15 protein-coding genes are annotated in these 17376 nt (G+C 31.6%); 13 read left to right on the top strand and 2 right to left on the bottom strand.

From position 1 onward, the window contains the following. From AB8B90_RS12855 to AB8B90_RS12795, 13 genes are all read left to right on the top strand, one after another. On the top strand, nt 1-1261 hold a 1261-nt coding region (locus AB8B90_RS12855), incomplete at its 5' end, for an NADH:ubiquinone reductase (Na(+)-transporting) subunit B (protein WP_405337529.1). A gap of 2 nt (nt 1262-1263) precedes the next feature. Then, nucleotides 1264-2022 carry a Na(+)-translocating NADH-quinone reductase subunit C gene (locus AB8B90_RS12850; protein WP_405337526.1) on the top strand — a complete coding sequence of 253 codons (759 nt, stop codon included), beginning with the start codon at nt 1264-1266 and terminating at the stop codon, nt 2020-2022. Between the two features lies 1 nt (nt 2023). After that, a complete protein-coding gene (locus AB8B90_RS12845; RefSeq protein ID WP_405337523.1) occupies nt 2024-2668 on the top strand; it encodes an NADH:ubiquinone reductase (Na(+)-transporting) subunit D in 645 nt (214 codons plus the stop codon). 52 nt (nt 2669-2720) lie between these two features. Further along, complete coding sequence (gene nqrE, locus AB8B90_RS12840; RefSeq protein WP_405337520.1) at nt 2721-3431, top strand: NADH:ubiquinone reductase (Na(+)-transporting) subunit E; 711 nt, start codon at nt 2721-2723, stop codon at nt 3429-3431. A 1-nt stretch (nt 3432) separates the two neighbouring features. Further along, a complete protein-coding gene (nqrF, locus tag AB8B90_RS12835) occupies nt 3433-4746 on the top strand; it encodes an NADH:ubiquinone reductase (Na(+)-transporting) subunit F (RefSeq protein ID WP_405337517.1) in 1314 nt (437 codons plus the stop codon). Between the two features lie 152 nt (nt 4747-4898). Beyond that, nucleotides 4899-5777, top strand: coding sequence for a DUF4846 domain-containing protein (locus AB8B90_RS12830; protein WP_405337514.1), 879 nt, complete (start codon nt 4899-4901; stop codon nt 5775-5777). Between the two features lie 20 nt (nt 5778-5797). Continuing rightward, complete coding sequence (locus tag AB8B90_RS12825) at nt 5798-6175, top strand: Na(+)-translocating NADH-quinone reductase subunit F (RefSeq protein WP_405337511.1); 378 nt, start codon at nt 5798-5800, stop codon at nt 6173-6175. Next, on the top strand, nt 6176-7171 hold the full coding sequence (locus tag AB8B90_RS12820) for an FAD:protein FMN transferase (protein WP_405337508.1): 996 nt from the start codon (nt 6176-6178) through the stop codon (nt 7169-7171). Between the two features lie 94 nt (nt 7172-7265). Continuing rightward, entirely contained in the window at nt 7266-9242 is a 1977-nt protein-coding gene (locus AB8B90_RS12815; protein WP_405337505.1) for a histidine kinase, read from the top strand. Between the two features lies 1 nt (nt 9243). Further along, complete coding sequence (locus tag AB8B90_RS12810) at nt 9244-9996, top strand: LytR/AlgR family response regulator transcription factor (protein ID WP_405337502.1); 753 nt, start codon at nt 9244-9246, stop codon at nt 9994-9996. A gap of 96 nt (nt 9997-10092) precedes the next feature. Then, complete coding sequence (locus AB8B90_RS12805; protein ID WP_405337499.1) at nt 10093-10629, top strand: NUDIX hydrolase; 537 nt, start codon at nt 10093-10095, stop codon at nt 10627-10629. Nucleotides 10630-10807: 178 nt separating this feature from the next. Beyond that, the gene (locus tag AB8B90_RS12800) at nt 10808-14215 is read left to right on the top strand and encodes a T9SS type A sorting domain-containing protein (protein ID WP_405337496.1); all 3408 of its coding nucleotides are present in this window, start codon (nt 10808-10810) and stop codon (nt 14213-14215) included. 231 nt (nt 14216-14446) lie between these two features. After that, complete coding sequence (locus AB8B90_RS12795; protein ID WP_405337493.1) at nt 14447-15571, top strand: DUF4932 domain-containing protein; 1125 nt, start codon at nt 14447-14449, stop codon at nt 15569-15571. 168 nt (nt 15572-15739) lie between these two features. Here the strand turns inward: AB8B90_RS12795 and AB8B90_RS12790 are convergent, their stop codons facing one another. After that, entirely contained in the window at nt 15740-16504 is a 765-nt protein-coding gene (locus AB8B90_RS12790; protein WP_405337490.1) for a class I SAM-dependent methyltransferase, read from the bottom strand. A gap of 1 nt (nt 16505) precedes the next feature. Beyond that, nucleotides 16506-17324, bottom strand: a complete 819-nt coding sequence (gene map, locus AB8B90_RS12785; RefSeq protein WP_405337531.1) for a type I methionyl aminopeptidase — start codon at nt 17322-17324, stop codon at nt 16506-16508. Nucleotides 17325-17376 lie beyond the last annotated feature (52 nt).

The following is a 17376-nucleotide window of genomic DNA, read 5'->3' as shown; positions in this document are numbered from 1 at the left end:
AAAAGAGAAGTATAAAGGAAAAAAAATGGCTCCTGCATTTAATGCACTCCATACATTTTTATACTTACCAAATGAGACAACTCATAATGGAACTCATATAAAAGTAGCAGATGATTTAAAGCGAACAATGAACACGGTTATCATGGCTTTAGTTCCATGTTTAATCTTTGGAATGTTCAATGCTGGTTACCAACATTATTTAGCTCTAGGAGAGATTGAAGCATCTAGTGGGTTTTTAGGGACAACTTTTTGGACTTTTGACAATCTTGTTGTTGGACTTTGGCAAGTATTACCACTAGTCATTGTTTCTTATGGAGTTGGCCTTGCTGTAGAATTTTTATTCGCAGTAATTAAAGGACATGAAGTAGAAGAAGGTTATTTGGTTACAGGGATGTTAGTGCCACTAATTGTTCCAGTTGATATTCCTTTATGGATGTTAGCTGTTGCAGTAGTTTTTGGTGTGGTTATAGGTAAAGAAGTTTTTGGTGGTACTGGAATGAATATTTTAAACCCAGCTTTAACCATTAGAGCATTTTTATTCTTCGCTTATCCAACTTGGATGTCTGGAGATAAAGTTTGGGTACATGGCGCAGTAGAGCGTGATCAAATGATAGCTGCTGGAGAAAATGTTGATGCAATAACAGGTGAAACACTTTTAGGATATTATGCGAAATCGGGTCAAGAATTAACAATTGCTGGTTCTAATGGAGCAGCTGATGTTGTGACAACTTATGGTGATCGTGCATCAGAACTATATTCAATTTGGGACATGTTTTGGGGTATCATTCCTGGTTCAGTTGGAGAGACATCAAAGTTCCTTATCATCATCGGAGCTTTATTTCTGATTTTCACCAAAATTGGTAGTTGGAGAATTATAATTTCAACACTAATAGGAGCGTTAACAATGGGGTTAATATTTAACGGTGTTGTTGATGCAGGATGGATTGGAGAGTCTAGTAAATTCTATGGATTAATGAGTGTGCCGTTTTGGCAACATTTAATTATTGGTAGTATTTTGTTTGGTGCTGTATATATGGCAACCGATCCAGTAACAGCCTCGCAAACAAATAAAGGTAAGTGGATTTACGGTTTCTTAATTGGTTTTATCTCAATTATGATTCGTGTATTTAATCCTGCTTATCCGGAAGGTGTCTTCTTAGCAATATTGTTAATGAACGTTTTTGCACCAACAATTGACCATTATGTAGTGCAAGGAAATGTAAAACGTCGTATGAAACGTATAAAAGTTAAAACAGCTTAACGATGGAAAAGAGAACAGATAAAAATTCATATACCGTAATATTTGCGATTATAATGGTATTAGTTGTAGGAGCATTGTTGGCGTATTTAGCGGCTTCTTTGAAACCTACAATTACTGAAAATCAACGTCTAGAGAAACAACAAAATATTCTTTATGCGATGGGTGTAAACAATAATGAAGGAAACTCAGCAAATTTTGTATCAACTGAAGAAGCTCCTGAATTATTTGAAAAATTCATCAAGCAACAATTAGTTGTTAAATCTGATGGTACTTCAGCAGAGAATGATAAAGCGTACTTAATTGATGTCAAAAAGGAACAAGCTAAAGCTAAAGCTGGTGAAGAAAGACAATTACCTTTATTTGTTGGAAAAGATGATAAAGGTAAGACTTATTATATAGCTCCAATCAGAGGCAAAGGTCTTTGGGATGCTATTTGGGCTTATGTAGCTATGGACGAAAATATGATAGTTCAAGGCGCTTATTTTGATCACAAGGGTGAAACACCAGGATTAGGAGCAAACATTAAGCAACGTTTCTTCATGGATGATTTTATTGGAGAACATTTAATGTCTAATGGAAGTTTCAAAGGAATTAATGTTGCTAAAGGTAATGCTGATCCAAAAAACATGGACAAAACAGATAATGAAGTGGATGCAATTGCTGGAGCAACTATTACAGGTGATGGTGTTTCTGCAATGATTAAAAGCGACTTAAAGCTTTATGTGCCTTATTTTATGAATTTAAAAAAACAAGCTAATTAATATGGGACTACTTTCAAAAAAAGATGCAGCTCTAATTAAGGATCCTTTAGCAGATAATAACCCTATTACAATTCAAGTATTAGGAATATGTTCAGCTTTAGCAATTACTGCAGAGTTAGAAGCGTCAATCGTAATGTCAATATCTGTATTATTTGTACTAGGTGTTGGTAACGTCGTAATTTCTTTAATGAGAAATATAATCCCTTCAAAAATTAGAATTATTGTTCAACTAATCGTTGTTGCTACTTTAGTGATTATCGTAGATTTAGTCTTGAAGGCCTTTGCTTACGAATTGAGTAAAACATTGTCAGTATTTGTTGGATTAATTATTACTAACTGTATCATTATGGGACGTTTTGAAGCTTTTGCTTTAGGTAATGGTCCATGGAGATCATTTCTTGATGGAATAGGTAACTCATTAGGATATGCAGTAATCTTAATTATCGTTGGATTCTTTAGAGAATTATTAGGTTCAGGAACATTATTAGGTATTCCTGTTCTAGGAGATCCAATTGAAAAAACTGGATTATACGCAATTGGATATGAAAATAACGGATTCATGCTATTATCTCCAATGGCATTAATCGTAGTTGGAATTATTATTTGGGTACAACGTACAAGAAATAAAGCTTTAGTAGAAGATTAAACATTGAACGGTTTTTCTGAATTTAATTCAGATTCACTTCAAAATACAAAATATGGAACATTTAGAATTATTTTTCAAATCGATATTTATAGACAACATGGTATTTGCTACATTCTTGGGAATGTGTTCTTACTTGGCTGTATCTAAAAAAGTATCAACAGCAGTTGGTCTTGGAGCTGCGGTAATTTTCGTATTAGCGATTACTGTACCTTTAAACTGGTTGCTTGATCAATATGTATTACAACCTGGAGCTTTGACTTGGTTAGGACCAGAATATGCAGATTATGATTTAAGTTTCTTATCATTTATCATGTTCATTGCTACTATTGCAACCATGGTACAACTAGTAGAGATTGTAGTTGAGAAATTCTCACCCTCTTTATATAATTCATTAGGTATTTTCTTACCACTTATTGCTGTAAACTGTGCCATTTTAGGTGGTTCATTATTCATGCAATCTCGTGAAATTGCTACACTTGGTTTAGCACTTAACTACGGAGTGGGTTCAGGTATTGGTTGGTTCTTAGCGATCTTAGCAATTGCAGCTATTCGTGAGAAAATCAGATATTCAAATGTACCACCTGCTTTAAGAGGTTTAGGAATTACATTCATCATTACAGGACTTATGGCTATTGGTTTTATGAGTTTTGGAGGAATGTTGACTGGTGGTGAGGAAGAAGCGAAAGAAGAGACAACAGCTCAGTTGTCTATCGAAAATAGAGAAAATACAGAATTGGCTAATAACACTAAAATAGAAGAGTAGTATGATTTTAGCAGCAGGAACATTAGGAACAGTTTTAGCAACAGTTGCAGCTTTTTTACTAGTAACATTAATATTGGTATCGTTGTTATTGTTTGTCAAACAAAAATTATCACCATCTGGTCCAGTAAAAATTAAGATTAATGGTGAACGTGAAATTGAGGTTGCATCAGGTAGTACATTACTATCAACTTTAGGTGCGGAAAAAATATTCTTACCGTCAGCTTGTGGTGGTGGTGGAACTTGTATTCAATGTGAGTGTCACGTACTTTCTGGAGGTGGTGAAGCATTACCTACAGAGACACCTCATTTCAGTAGAAAAGAATTACAACATGGTGCCCGTTTATCATGTCAAGTAAAAGTAAAACAGGATATGGAAATTACCATTCCTGAAGAAATTTTCGGAATTAAAAAATGGGAAGCAACCGTTGTATCTAACTATAATGTAGCGACGTTTATTAAAGAATTTATTGTAGAAATTCCTGAAGACATGGGCTATAAGGCTGGTGGTTATATTCAGATTGAAATTCCAGAAATTGAAGTTAAATATTCTGAAATGGATGTAACGGCTCATCCAGAAGATCATCCAGGAGAACCTGATAAATTTAAGCCAGATTGGAAGAAATTCGGACTATGGCCCTTAGTAATGAAGAATACTGAAACAGTTGAGAGAGCTTATTCTATGGCTTCTTATCCAGCTGAAGGTAGAAAGATTATGCTTAATGTTCGTATTGCTACACCTCCTTTTGATCGCGCTAAAGGTGGATGGATGGACGTGAATCCAGGTATAGCTTCGTCTTACATTTTCAACCAAAAACCAGGTGATAAAGTAACAATCTCTGGACCTTATGGGGAATTCTTTATCAATGAATCTGATGCTGAAATGTTGTATGTTGGTGGTGGAGCAGGAATGGCTCCAATGCGTTCTCATTTATATGAATTGTTTAGAACTATCAAAACTGGACGTAAAGTAACGTATTGGTATGGTGGACGTTCTAAAGCAGAATTATTCTACATTCATTATTTCAGAGCATTAGAAAAAGATTTTCCAAATTTTAGATTCTACTTGGCATTATCTGAACCGTTAGAGCAAGATAATTGGAAGGTTAAAAAAGATATTAATGATGAAGAAGGAGATGGATTTGTTGGTTTTATTCACCAAGTTGTTATAGACCAATATTTATCAAAACATGAAGCTCCAGAAGATATTGAATTATACTTCTGTGGTCCTCCACTAATGAACCAAGCAGTTCAGAAGATGGGAGAGGATTTTGGTATTGATGATGAGAATATCAGATTTGATGATTTTGGAGGTTAGACTCTGATTATATAGTAAATAAAAAACCAACTCAATTGAGTTGGTTTTTTTGTGCCTATTCAATTTCAAAATAGGTAAATGAGATATTATAAATAAAAGTTAATTTTTTAGTGTTCGATACGAAATAGATATGCTCTTACGTTCAAATGTATATGAAGAATCTACTTGTATGTATAGCTAGTTTAATTACACTTACAGTTTTAAGTGCTGGAGCTCTTCAATTTAAACCTGTCACAAATATCAAAAATACTGTAGTCTCTAGTATTAAAACACCTGATTTGATTAATGAAGATAGTAAAACTATTTTATCTCGAGTGAATGTACCTAAAGGATTTAAAAGAGTTAATTATAATAAGGGAAGCTTCCAAGACTATCTTAGAAATTATGAGTTAAAATCTTTCGGAAGCAAAATAATAAATTATGATAATTCTAACTATTTCTGGCAAGGTGGTCACGTTGGGACACTTGAAGTTCCTGTTCCAGAGAACGGACTACAACAATGTGCAGATGCATTAATCAGAATCAGAAGTGAATACCTTTGGAATACCAATCGAAAAGATGACATAGGTTTTAACTTTACTTCTGGCGATTATTGCTCTTGGAAAGGATATGCTGAGGGATATCGTCCTAAAGTAAAAGGTAACAATGTTACATTTCATAAAACAGCCTCGAAAGACACTTCTAAAACTAATTTTTATAAGTATTTAAACCTTATTTACACCTATTCTGGAACATTATCTCTATTTAATGAATTGAAGGCTGTAAATGATTCAAAAACACTCAAAATTGGCGATATGTTGATTAAAGGTGGAACGCCTGGGCATATTGTAATGATTTGTGATGAGGTTGTTAACGAAAAAGGAGAGAAATTGTATTTGTTATTTCAAGGAAATACACCAGCGCAAAGTGTGCATTTGGTTAAAAATCTTCAAAACCCTGAAATTTCTCCATGGTATAAATTAGAAAAAGATGAAGAAATTTCAGTATCTAACTACACATTTTCGAGTTCAAAATTTGTAAGGTTTAAATAGTAAGTTCGTATCTTTGTGATATGAGTAAAGTACTATCAAACCAAGAACTTCACAACCTTGCAATGAATCATGTTGGAAAAGATTTAGAACAACGTGGTTTTGAATTTGTAGCGATTAATAGTCAACTTAAAAAACATCCACAATTTGTATGTATTGATAAAAACAGTCAGTACTTTTTTGTGATTGTAAAAGCTGTGTTGCTTCCTGAGAACCCAAATAATTATGACATCGTTTGGATGGAAACTTTTAAAAAACATGCCTTTGATAAAGATGCAAAAGTTTTATATGCTGGTGTGGGTTTAGGAAATCCTGAAGGGGAAGACTTACCTATCTACTTAAATGAAGATTATCTCATAGAATACAATGGCATTCAAGTTATAGAAACTAACCTTAACTAAATGAAACAGTTTTCCGTTTTTTTATTTCTTCTAGTCATATTCTCTTGTAAAGAAGCACCAAAGCAAGTAAAACAAATTACTCAAAACACTAAGGTTTCTGGACCTGTATTTGGAACTTCCTATCAAGTTATCTACAATTCAGAAGAAAATTATACGAGACAATTTGATAGCTTATTTGCAGTTGTAAATCAATCGATGTCAACCTATATACCAGATTCTGATATTTCTCGAATAAATAATAATAAAGCTGTTGTTGTTGATGAACATTTTGTAAAAGTATTTAAGTCTTCAAAAAAAATCTATAATGCGACAAAAGGAGTTTTTGATCCTACAATTGGTGATGTCGTAAATGCTTGGAGTTTTGGTGCCGATAAAAATAAATTTTTGACAGATAGTACAACTATCGATAGTTTGATGCGTTTTGTTGGTTTTGATAAGGTTAAGCTTATCAATAATAAAGTGAATAAACAATCAGGCACTTATATCGAATTTAATGCTATTGCCAAAGGATATGGAGTAGATGTGATTGCTGACTTTTTAGAAAGTAAAAATATAACGAATTATCTTGTTGAAATTGGAGGAGAACTTCGTGCTAGTGGAATTAACAAAGAAAAAAATACGTCATGGAAAGTTGGTGTTGATGAACCACGATTTGATGGTGGACAATCTGTTTTAAAAGCGATAACATTAAGTAATATCGGAATGGCAACTTCAGGGACTTATAGAAAGTTTGAAATCGATGACAACGGAAACCGTTATGCACACATTATAAATACTAAAACAGGTTATCCTACAAAGACGAATATTTTAAGTGTCTCAGTAATGGCAGAGGATTGTATGACTGCAGATGCCTATGCAACGGCTTTTCAAGCTATTGGAATCGAAAAAGTCACAGAGTTTTTGAAATCACATCCAGAGCTAAAAGTGTTCTTAGTTTTTGAGAATGAAAACAAAGAGTTTGAAACTTTAAACTTAAATGGATTTCCTAAACAGTAAAGTTTCTATTTTAAAAACCCAAAGCTGCATTTCAGCAATTTATAAAATGTTATTGTAAATTTTGTGTCACTTTTACAATATATAGATGTCTCCAATGAAAAAGGTAATACTCGTATTTATAACACTCTTTTTTTTTCAATTTATTAATTCTCAACAGAAAACTATTGATAGCCTAAATAGAGAGCTTTCTGAAATAAAAAATGATAGTTTACTTTTAAATGTACTTAGTGAAAAAGTGAGTTTTTATAGAAATAGAAATTCTGACGTGCATTTTTTTTTAGCCAATAAAGGAATAAAACAATCTAGTAGATTGAAAAAAGCAAAAGTAGAAGCAAACTTTATTAGAGAGTTAGGGATTTATTACAGAAAAAAAGGATCTTTAGATTCGGCAATAATTAATTATGATAAAGCCATAAATAAGTTTGCTTTTATAAAAGATAGTATAGGTGTCTATTCTGTAAAAAGCTCTTTGGCAAATGTTTATAAAGCAAAAGGAAATTATCCAGGAGCAATAAAAACCTTTAAAGAAACTATTTCCTTTTTTGAAGGACAAGGGAATAATGGTAGAATGCGATTATTAATTACTAAATTTAATCTAGCAGGTGTTTACCAAGAAATGTTAGATTGGGGAACTACAGATAAACTTCTTGAGGAAATTTATAATGACTCATTAGTTAAAACGAATAAAGCATTATTAAGAAGCTTATATATAAACCTGACAGGCTCAAAACAAAAAGTTGGTCAATTAGAAAAAGCTTTAGAGTATGGGAAACTTGCCGAGAAAACCGAAACAAGACCCAGGAGTTTAGCAAACCTCTATATAAATATTGGCTCTATTTATGAAAAGCAAAAAAAACACCAAGAAGCTCATGATTATTATTTAAAAACTTTACAAATATTTACTAAACTAAATAGTGATAGAGGTATACAAATGGCATTAAATAATCTTGGAAATAATTCGGTTTATTGGGAAAAGTATAAACAAGCAGAAGGGTATCTTTTAAAATCGAATGCGCTTTTAGAAAAAGGAGATAATTTAAAATCACTACGTTATAATTATGACATGTTATCAAGTTTATATGAGAATATGGGAGATTATAAAAAATCTCTCAGTTTCTACAGAAAGAACCAAAGTATAAAAGATTCTATTTTAGGTATAGAAAAACAAACAGCAATTTCAGATATTGAAATAAAATACGATACTGAAAAAGCAAAACGTGAAAAAGAAGTCGCAGAAAAACAAGTAGCAATTACCAAACTAGAAAGCCAAAAGAATAAAAGTTTATTTTTAGGTTCTTTAATAATTGCTTTTTTAATCTTTCTTGCGTCTTTGTTTTATTTTAAAAGATTAAAAACAAAAAAGAAAGCAGAATTAGTATCCATAGAACTTAAAGAAACTCAAAAACGTTTAGCCATAGAAAAGCAATATCGAGATTCGGAATTAAAAGCTTTAAAGGCACAAATGAATCCACATTTTATCTTTAATGCATTGAATTCTATCCAAGATTATATTGTCTTGAATCAAAAAAATCTAGCTAGTGATTATTTAGGGAAATTTGCAGATTTAATTAGGAATTATCTTCATTTTAGTGATACAGGTTTTATTTCTATTTCAGATGAAGTTCATAATTTAAACCTCTATTTAGAACTCGAAAAATTACGATTTGAAGAACAATTTGAATACAAATTTGATATAGAAGAAAGTGCTAATTCAGATGTGATTAATATTCCAACGATGCTCATTCAGCCTTATGTAGAGAATGCCTTAAAACATGGGTTACTGCACAAGAAATCTGAAAGAAAACTTCATATATCTATTTCTAAAATTTCAAATAAAATTATAGAATGTATAATTGAAGATAATGGAATAGGAAGAGAAAAATCCAAAGAAATAAATATGAAACGAGAAGCTCAACATAAATCCTTTGCATTAAATGCAACAACAGAACGATTAGACTTATTGAATTTCGGACGTGTTAAAAAGATTGGTGTAACGTTTGTTGATTTGAAAGACAATGACAAAGCTGTCGGAACAAAGGTGATTTTGAAAATTCCTATTATTAAAAAGTAAGATGAAAGCATTAATTATAGATGACGAAAAAAAAGCAAGACAGGTTTTACATGTTTTAATAGAAGAAAATTGTCCAAAAATAACTCAGGTTTTTGAAGCTACAGATTTGCTTTCAGGAGTAGAATTAATAAAAAAAGAAACCCCAAACATTGTGTTTTTAGACATAGAAATGCCTGAACATTCAGGTTTGGAAATTCTAAATTTCATTGAAAAGGAGGTTTATGACTTTGAAATTATATTCACGACTGCATATAGTGAATACGCAATAAAAGCCTTCCAGCTTTCAGCTATCGATTATTTGTTAAAACCAGTAAGACCAAGTCAGGTTATGGAAGCTGTAGATAAAGCAATAAATTTTTTAGGTAATTCTCAAATAAACAAACGACTCACTGAATTAAAATCTAGCATACAAGATTCTAACTTTAAAAAAATAGGATTGCCAAATGCAAACGGAATTAAATTTGTAAATTTTACGGATATTATTTTGTTAGAAGCTGATGGTATGTACACTAATGTGTCAACAATTAATGATGGGACGATATTAGTTAGTAAACCTTTAAAATTCTTTGTAGATATACTTCAGGGTATCCAAATTTTTTATCGCCCACATCGTTCTCATTTTATTAATTTATCCTACATCAAAGAATACATCAAAAAGGATGGTGGTTATATCATTATGGAAAATGACAAAACAGTATCTATTTCCAATGATAAAAAAGAAGAATTTTTAACCATAGTACAAAACATTGGTTAATTTTTAGAAGTTGAAACTATCATTTCTGAAATTTGCCATTATACAGCATTTTGTTTAGTGCTATTTTTTGTTTCAAAGTTTAAACCTCAATTTATTATGAAAATAAAATTTATATTACTCATTCTTTTAATGTTGCCTTTTCCTTTATTTTGTCAAAATAAAGGAAATAGTCATTTCTTCAAGCTAATGGTGTTTAATGAAAATCAAGAAATTCTCCTTATTAATTTTGATGGGAGTTGGGAAATACCTGGAGCACGTTATTCTGATAATTCAACAATACCAAACTTTATCAATTCCATGTCCAAAGATCATGGAATTGAAATTAAGAATTCTGAATTAGCCGCACTTGTAACCTTTCATCATGAAATTAGAGATTTTCCTACAATGATGTTTTATTATCGTGCTCAATATTTATCTGGAAACTTATCTACACCTCCATGGGGTCAGGATGTAAAATGGTTTTTAATAGAGGATGCCTATAAGGTCATACCTTATCAGGAAATGAATTATATCATGAAATCTATAATCTCAGAAAATAGTTTCTTAACTGGTGCTTTCATTATTGAATATGACAAAAACACTTCTCAGAGAACAGGTACGTTTAAAGTCATAGATGAATTGAGAAGAAATTAATTATAGCGATCATAAACTACATATAAACGCAGTTTAATTAATGTTGAAAATCTTGTAAGTATTGTGCTTACAAGATTTTTTTGTTTTAGAAGTTGAAAGTAGTATTTCAGAAACTTGCCCAGATTTTTTTAAGCTTCATAATAGATATTTGTTTTCTAAATCAAAAATATAACCTATTATGAAAAAAATTACATTTTTTCACGAACACTTAATCAATACCTGTCTCGTGAGTAAAACAAAATTATTTTATGTATTACTTGTCATTTGTAGTTATTCCAATGCACAAATTTCAACAAATGGCATGCAAGCTAGATATGAATTTAATGATGGTGCAACCCTAGAAGATACTAGCAATAGTGGCGTCGATTTTACTCAAACAGGAACTAATTTAATCGAAATTAATGATCGCTTTGGAGCAGCTCCTACAAGTGCTATTAGTTTAAATGGGGATTATTTAACTCGGCCAGATCTTGTTATTAATGGTTCTAATCCTTTTTCGCCAGCATTTAATCTTAGTTATTCTTTTTGGTTAAAAACAAGTACAAACTCAACTGACACAAAAACTATTATCGATGATAGTACTAGAGATACAGCCATTGGTTTTGATAGTAACGACTCTGGATACTATATTTATTATAGAGATGGAAAAGTGGGCTTATCAAGCAGGTTTGTTGTTACTAATCCAGGTTTTCAACCTTCAGCAATCGGTTATGGTCATGTTCATCCAACTGTAATTTCTGATGGAAATTGGCATCATGTTGTAGTAGAATTTAGAACAACAAATAACCAAGTGTTTTCAAAAATATATATTGATGAGGTTCTTGACTCACATTCAATTACTACAGCTCAAATTACAACGTCTCCTAATACTACAGGAAATCTAACAATAGCAAACAGTAGATTTAATCACTTACCTATAGCTAGTAGGTATACAGATATAATTGATGATATTTTAATTTACAACAGATTGTTTTCAATTAGCGAGGTTTCTGCTTTAGCAAATTATAATAATTATTGTTTTACACCTTCATCGTCTTTAATGACTGTTTCAGGAATTACAGATACAACAGCAAATATAGATTTTAATACTAATGGTGACGTGTACGATATCGCTTATCATAAATCATCTGAACCATTTATCAACGCAACATTAATTAGTAATATATCAAACGCTACAGGCTCATCGCGTGTAAATCTTTCTAATTTAGATGTGTTTACAGATTACGATGTTTATTTAAGAAAACAATGTGTAAATAATCCAGGATGGTCTGATTCTATAACGTTTACAACAACGCAACCTAATCCAAGGCTTTATGTTAATGAAAATGCTATAGGTGCTAATGATGGTACAAGTTGGGCTAATGCATATACAAATTTGCAAGACGCTTTAGCTGTCGCAGCACAAAGTGATGATGTTTGGGTCGCTAAAGGGACTTATAAACCAAGCGCATCAAACAGAGCTATTAGTTTTGTTATTAATACTAATGTTTATGGTGGTTTTGTAGGGAATGAAAGTAGTCTATCAGATAGAGATATGAATTTAATTCACTCTACAAACGAAACCATACTTAGTGGAGATTTAGCAAATGACGATGACAATACCGTAGATTTTAATGATAGTACTAGAGATGACAATAGTTATCATGTAGTAGAAATCACTACTAATAATTTAACTTTAGGTGGATTAACAATTAAAGATGGATACGCAGATCAACTAAGTGGAAATGCGAGATTTGGAGGAGGTATTTTTAAAGCGACTTCTGTGCCTAATTTTACCATTAAAAATTGCGTAATAAAAAATAATGTTGCTTTTTTGGGTGGAGGATTGGCTCTAAGTTCTACTACAACATCTAATATAATTATAGATGCTTGTATAATAGAAAACAACTTAGCAAACGTAGCTGCAGGTTTAGATTTTCACATGTCTGCTAATGCTCAGAATTTAAGTATTAGTATAACTAATTCGTTATTTAACAATAACAGAACAGAGGATGATACTGTAAAAAACAGAAATGGAGGTGGAGCGGCAGCTGCAAGATTAAGAGCTTTTTTTCCCGGCGTTACTTTAAATGCGACTATTACTAATAATACATTTGTTAATAATTCTAGTTTGGGTAATACAGCTCTCGCTACAGGGGATTTTCCTGTTATAGCGATATCAAGATCGAGCGGTTCTTTTGGGAATCTTACTGTTGCAAATAATATATTTTGGGGTAATGTAAGAGTGAATTCTGGAATCGCACCAGCAATAGGGAAATCTGCTAATACTGCTACGGAATTCAATTCGGTGAGTAGTACTAAAATTGTAGTAAATAATACAGATGAAGCTAATTTATCTACATTTGGAGGTACTACAACTAGCACTAGTGCAGTCGACCCAATATTAGATTCAAATTTTAAATTAACAACTGGTTCATTAGCTATTAATACAGGAAATAATAACTACATAACTACCAGTTTCGATTTGTTAGGAAGACAACGAATTTATGATACTACTGTAGACAGAGGGGCTTATGAGTTTGGAACTCCAGATCCTTGCGTAATAACTATACCAGATGCGAATTTTAAAGCCTATTTAGTTGCTAATTCAGCAATTAATACAAACGGAGATACAGAAATTCAATGTACTGAAGCTACCGCTTATACAGGGTCAATTGTAATTAATGGATATTCAAATCCTGTCTCAGATTTAACAGGTATTGAAGCTTTTGTTAATCTAACAGAATTAACGGCTTTTGGTAATTCTAGTCTTACTAATGTAGATGTTTCAAGTAATACAGCATTAACTCATTTATCTTTATCATATAACGCATTATCAAGTTTAGATGTTTCAAGTAATACAGCTCTAGAAACGTTAGAGTTAGTTGATAATATGCTTGCAACTATAAATGTTTCTGCAAATTCTCAATTAATAGCTTTAAGAGTTGGAGATAATCAAATAACAGCTATAGATGTTACTGCTAACCTTAGTTTACTTGCTTTAGAGGCCAATAATAATCAAATAAGTAATTTAAATATTTCTACAAACACTAATTTATTAGATTTATATCTACAAAACAATAGTTTAATATCTCTAGATGTAAGTGATAATACGTCGTTAAAATATTTAGATGTAAGTAATAACAATTTATCAAGCTTAAATGTAGCCAATGGTAATAATGTTAATTTTTACGATGCTTCAAATGGAGGAGGAAGCGGAAATCCTGCTATGGATGCTCGTGGAAACGCAAACTTATCTTGTATACAACATGATCCTGGTTTTACACCACCTAATACAGGACTAACTTCAAGTTGGCGTTGGGAAAAAGATCCAGCGGCAAGTTATAGTATTAACTGCGCTAGTCTTAGTGTCGATGATGTTGAATTAAACGAAATTAAACTGTATCCAAATCCAACAACTTCTGTTCTAAATATTGAAATCAGTAGTGACTTAAGGCAAGTAACCATTTATTCAGTATTAGGAGCTGAGGTTTTAAAAACAAACTCAAATACGATAGACACAACCAATCTAAAAAGTGGAATGTATATCCTTAAAATTGAAAATCAAAACGGAATGGTTTCAATAAAGCGATTTATAAAAAATTAATAACCCTATATAAATATTAAAAAAGTTGAGCTTTTTTATAAGCTCAACTTTTTTATTTTTTTACAAATGAATTATTTAAGACGAAATAAATTAGAGCTTTTTCTTATGTTATTTTATACAATAATTGGAGCTTTATTATACCAATTTTTATAAACTTTGAGTTTTAACTATTATTTTAGAATAAGCAATTTTTGTACATGATTAAAAAGTATGAAAAAACAGAAAAATTAGATGAAACAAACATTAGAAATGTTTTTACTATTAATCATTTTAAGCGCCTGTTCTGAAAAGAAAACGATACTAAATGAGCCTAAAGTAGACAGACGTGTAGAATTGTTAAGCATTGTATTTAGGCTGGCAGATAGCCCAGAATACTGTCAAAACCTTTTTCCAAAGTATGTTGAAAATATTGAAAATCATTTTGGAAAGTTTAAAAGTCACGATTTAATACAGTATGTAAAGAATGAATTACGTGAAGATGGAATTGGTTTTAGTTCTGTTATGAGTATGGCCATTCACATAACTGAACCACCAAAAATAAATCCTATTGTAGTCCCATTTTCAAATAAATCACTTGAGGAATCATGGAGGCAAGAAAGTGCTGAGAAATTTTTAAAACTGTTAAATGGATTTTATACTGATGCCGACTGTGAAACTTTTTTTAATAACAATAAAGAACTTTACAAAACTGCATCAAGCAGATTTAAAAATGTATATCAAAATATAGACTTAAAATGGTATCAAGATTTTTATGGTGCAAAGCCAAAAGGAGAATTTAGAATTATAAATGGATTAGGAAATGGTGGCGCAAATTATGGTCCAAAAATAATGCATCCAAATGGAAATGAAGTAGTTTATGCTATTATGGGAACGTGGAGTGTTGATAGTTTAGGCATGCCTAAATATGAAATGAAAGATTATTTTCCAACAATTCTACACGAATTTAATCATTCATTTGTAAATCATATTGTAGAAAAATATCGTTCAGAACTTCAAGAAAGCGGCACAATTATTTTTGATAAAGTAAAAGATGAAATGAATAAACAAGCCTATGGTAATTGGAAAACTATGTATGATGAAGCATTGGTTAGAGCGATTGTTATTAAATATATGAAAGACCATAATTTTGATAAAAAAGCAATCGAAATTGAATTGAATGAACAGTTAAGTAGCAGTTTTTTATGGACTGATGAGTTAGTCAAAGAATTAGAAAGATATGATAAGAATAGAGATCGCTATCCAACATTAGAGAGTTTCATGCCAGAACTAGTGATTTTTTTCAATGAAACAGCTTCTGAAATAGACATATTAAAGAAAAATTTTGAGGCTAAAAAAATACTGAACACACAACAATGATTTTAATTAATACAGGTTATAATGCTTAATCTATAGTTTAGAGCTATTAACTAAATTCACCAAATCTTTCGGTTTAACTTAAAAAAATGTCTAAATACTTAATCGGTAATTCTAATTCCCGTATATACCATAGTCGAGTTGTTCTAAATATATTTAGTTCAGCTTTTTTTATTTGTAAACTATTGGAATAACCTCACCTTTTGCTAAGCAGAATCTTTCAATGTCTTCTTCAGAAAATTTAGTTGTGTAATCAACTTCATCAACCTTAAATCCAATGCTTCTGAGCTTATCAAAATAATCCCTTCCATAGACGCGAACATGGTCGTACTGACCAAAGATTTTAGCACGTTCACTTTTGTCTGTTATAGAATCATCTTCAAAAGTTTCTGATCTAGATAAATCCTGTGGAATTTGAAATATTCCATAACCACCAGGTTTTAATACACGATACAATTCTTGCATAGCTTTAGTGTCATCTGGAATATGCTCTAATACATGGTTACATAAAATAACATCGTAGCTATTGTCCTCAAATGGAAGATTGCATATGTCTGCTTTCACATCAGCAATAGGAGATTCTAAATCGGTAGTTGTATAATCTATATGCTTTAGTTTTTTAAAACGCTTTAAAAAACATTGTTCTGGTGCGAAGTGAAGCACTTTTTTTTCCGCAGAAAAGAAATCTGTGTCGTTTTTCAAGTACAACCAAAGCAGTCTATGACGTTCTAGTGAGAGTGTATAAGGCGATAAAACATTGTTGCGCTGATTTCCGTAACCATAGGGTAAAAAGCTTTTAAAATGCTTCCCATCAATTGGATCTGTGTAAGTGTTTCCTTTTAAAAAAAAAGCGAGAATTGGACGAGCAATATAACTCAGTCTAATTAATATAGGTCTTGGTATTGTGTTTAATATGAGTTTAAAGATTCGCTTCATATTAAAGCACTAACGCTTCTTTTCTAAATTCATCTTCTTCTGTAGATGTAATTCCTAAAGCCTCATGAACGTATGCAAAGGTTGATAAAATTTCTGGTTTGCCATCTACAATGGCAATATCATGTTCAAAATGAACACTAGGTTTTCCGTCTTGAGTGACAATGGTCCAGCCATCTTTTAATTGCTTTACGCGATGTGTGCCACCATTTATCATTGGCTCAATGGCTACAACCATACCTTCAATGAATTTTTTTCCACGACCTCTACGACCATAATTTGGCATTTCTGGATCTTCATGCATTTTTCTTCCTAAACCATGGCCTACTAATTCTCTAACGACACCATAGCCATGAGCTTCACAATGTTTTTGGATCGCATACCCAACATCTCCAACACGATTTCCAACTCTCAATTCTTTAATCCCAACATAAAGTGATTCTTTAGTCACTTGAATGAGTTTTTTAGTTTCCTCTGCAACTTCACCAATTTCAAAAGTGTAAGCATGATCACCATAAAAACCATTCATAATTGAACCACAATCAATCGATACAATATCACCATCTTCTAATGGCCTGTCAGTTGGTAAACCATGTACAACGGCATCATTAACACTACATAGTAAGGTTGACGGACAATCATACAGCCCTAAAAATCCGGGCACTGCACCTTGCGCTCTAATAAAATCTTCAGCGAGTTTATCTAATTGATTTGTGGTAACACCTGCTTTAACTTCTTTAGCAAGCATTCCTAAGGTTTTAGAAACGACTAATGCACTTTGACGCATTAATTCAATTTCTTCTTTAGTTTTTACTATAATCATCATCAAATAATATGGGCAAAGATACTTAAAATTAAAATTTAAAACTTTCAAC

Source organism: Psychroserpens sp., from assembly GCF_045105015.1.
Taxonomy (GTDB): Bacteria; Bacteroidota; Bacteroidia; order Flavobacteriales; family Flavobacteriaceae; genus Psychroserpens.
This window is presented reverse-complemented; position numbering and strand designations above follow the sequence as displayed.

Bases quoted from the DNA above. Each gene is read 5' to 3' on its own strand.
- AB8B90_RS12850 (WP_405337526.1), top strand. From the start codon at position 1,264: ATGGAAAAGAGAACAGATAAAAATTCATATACCGTAATATTTGCGATT.
- AB8B90_RS12845 (WP_405337523.1), top strand. From the start codon at position 2,024: ATGGGACTACTTTCAAAAAAAGATGCAGCTCTAATTAAGGATCCTTTA.
- nqrE (WP_405337520.1), top strand. From the start codon at position 2,721: ATGGAACATTTAGAATTATTTTTCAAATCGATATTTATAGACAACATG.
- nqrF (WP_405337517.1), top strand. From the start codon at position 3,433: ATGATTTTAGCAGCAGGAACATTAGGAACAGTTTTAGCAACAGTTGCA.
- AB8B90_RS12830 (WP_405337514.1), top strand. From the start codon at position 4,899: ATGAAGAATCTACTTGTATGTATAGCTAGTTTAATTACACTTACAGTT.
- AB8B90_RS12825 (WP_405337511.1), top strand. From the start codon at position 5,798: ATGAGTAAAGTACTATCAAACCAAGAACTTCACAACCTTGCAATGAAT.
- AB8B90_RS12820 (WP_405337508.1), top strand. From the start codon at position 6,176: ATGAAACAGTTTTCCGTTTTTTTATTTCTTCTAGTCATATTCTCTTGT.
- AB8B90_RS12815 (WP_405337505.1), top strand. From the start codon at position 7,266: ATGAAAAAGGTAATACTCGTATTTATAACACTCTTTTTTTTTCAATTT.
- AB8B90_RS12810 (WP_405337502.1), top strand. From the start codon at position 9,244: ATGAAAGCATTAATTATAGATGACGAAAAAAAAGCAAGACAGGTTTTA.
- AB8B90_RS12805 (WP_405337499.1), top strand. From the start codon at position 10,093: ATGAAAATAAAATTTATATTACTCATTCTTTTAATGTTGCCTTTTCCT.
- AB8B90_RS12800 (WP_405337496.1), top strand. From the start codon at position 10,808: ATGAAAAAAATTACATTTTTTCACGAACACTTAATCAATACCTGTCTC.
- AB8B90_RS12795 (WP_405337493.1), top strand. From the start codon at position 14,447: ATGAAACAAACATTAGAAATGTTTTTACTATTAATCATTTTAAGCGCC.
- AB8B90_RS12790 (WP_405337490.1), bottom strand. From the start codon at position 16,504: ATGAAGCGAATCTTTAAACTCATATTAAACACAATACCAAGACCTATA.
- map (WP_405337531.1), bottom strand. From the start codon at position 17,324: ATGATTATAGTAAAAACTAAAGAAGAAATTGAATTAATGCGTCAAAGT.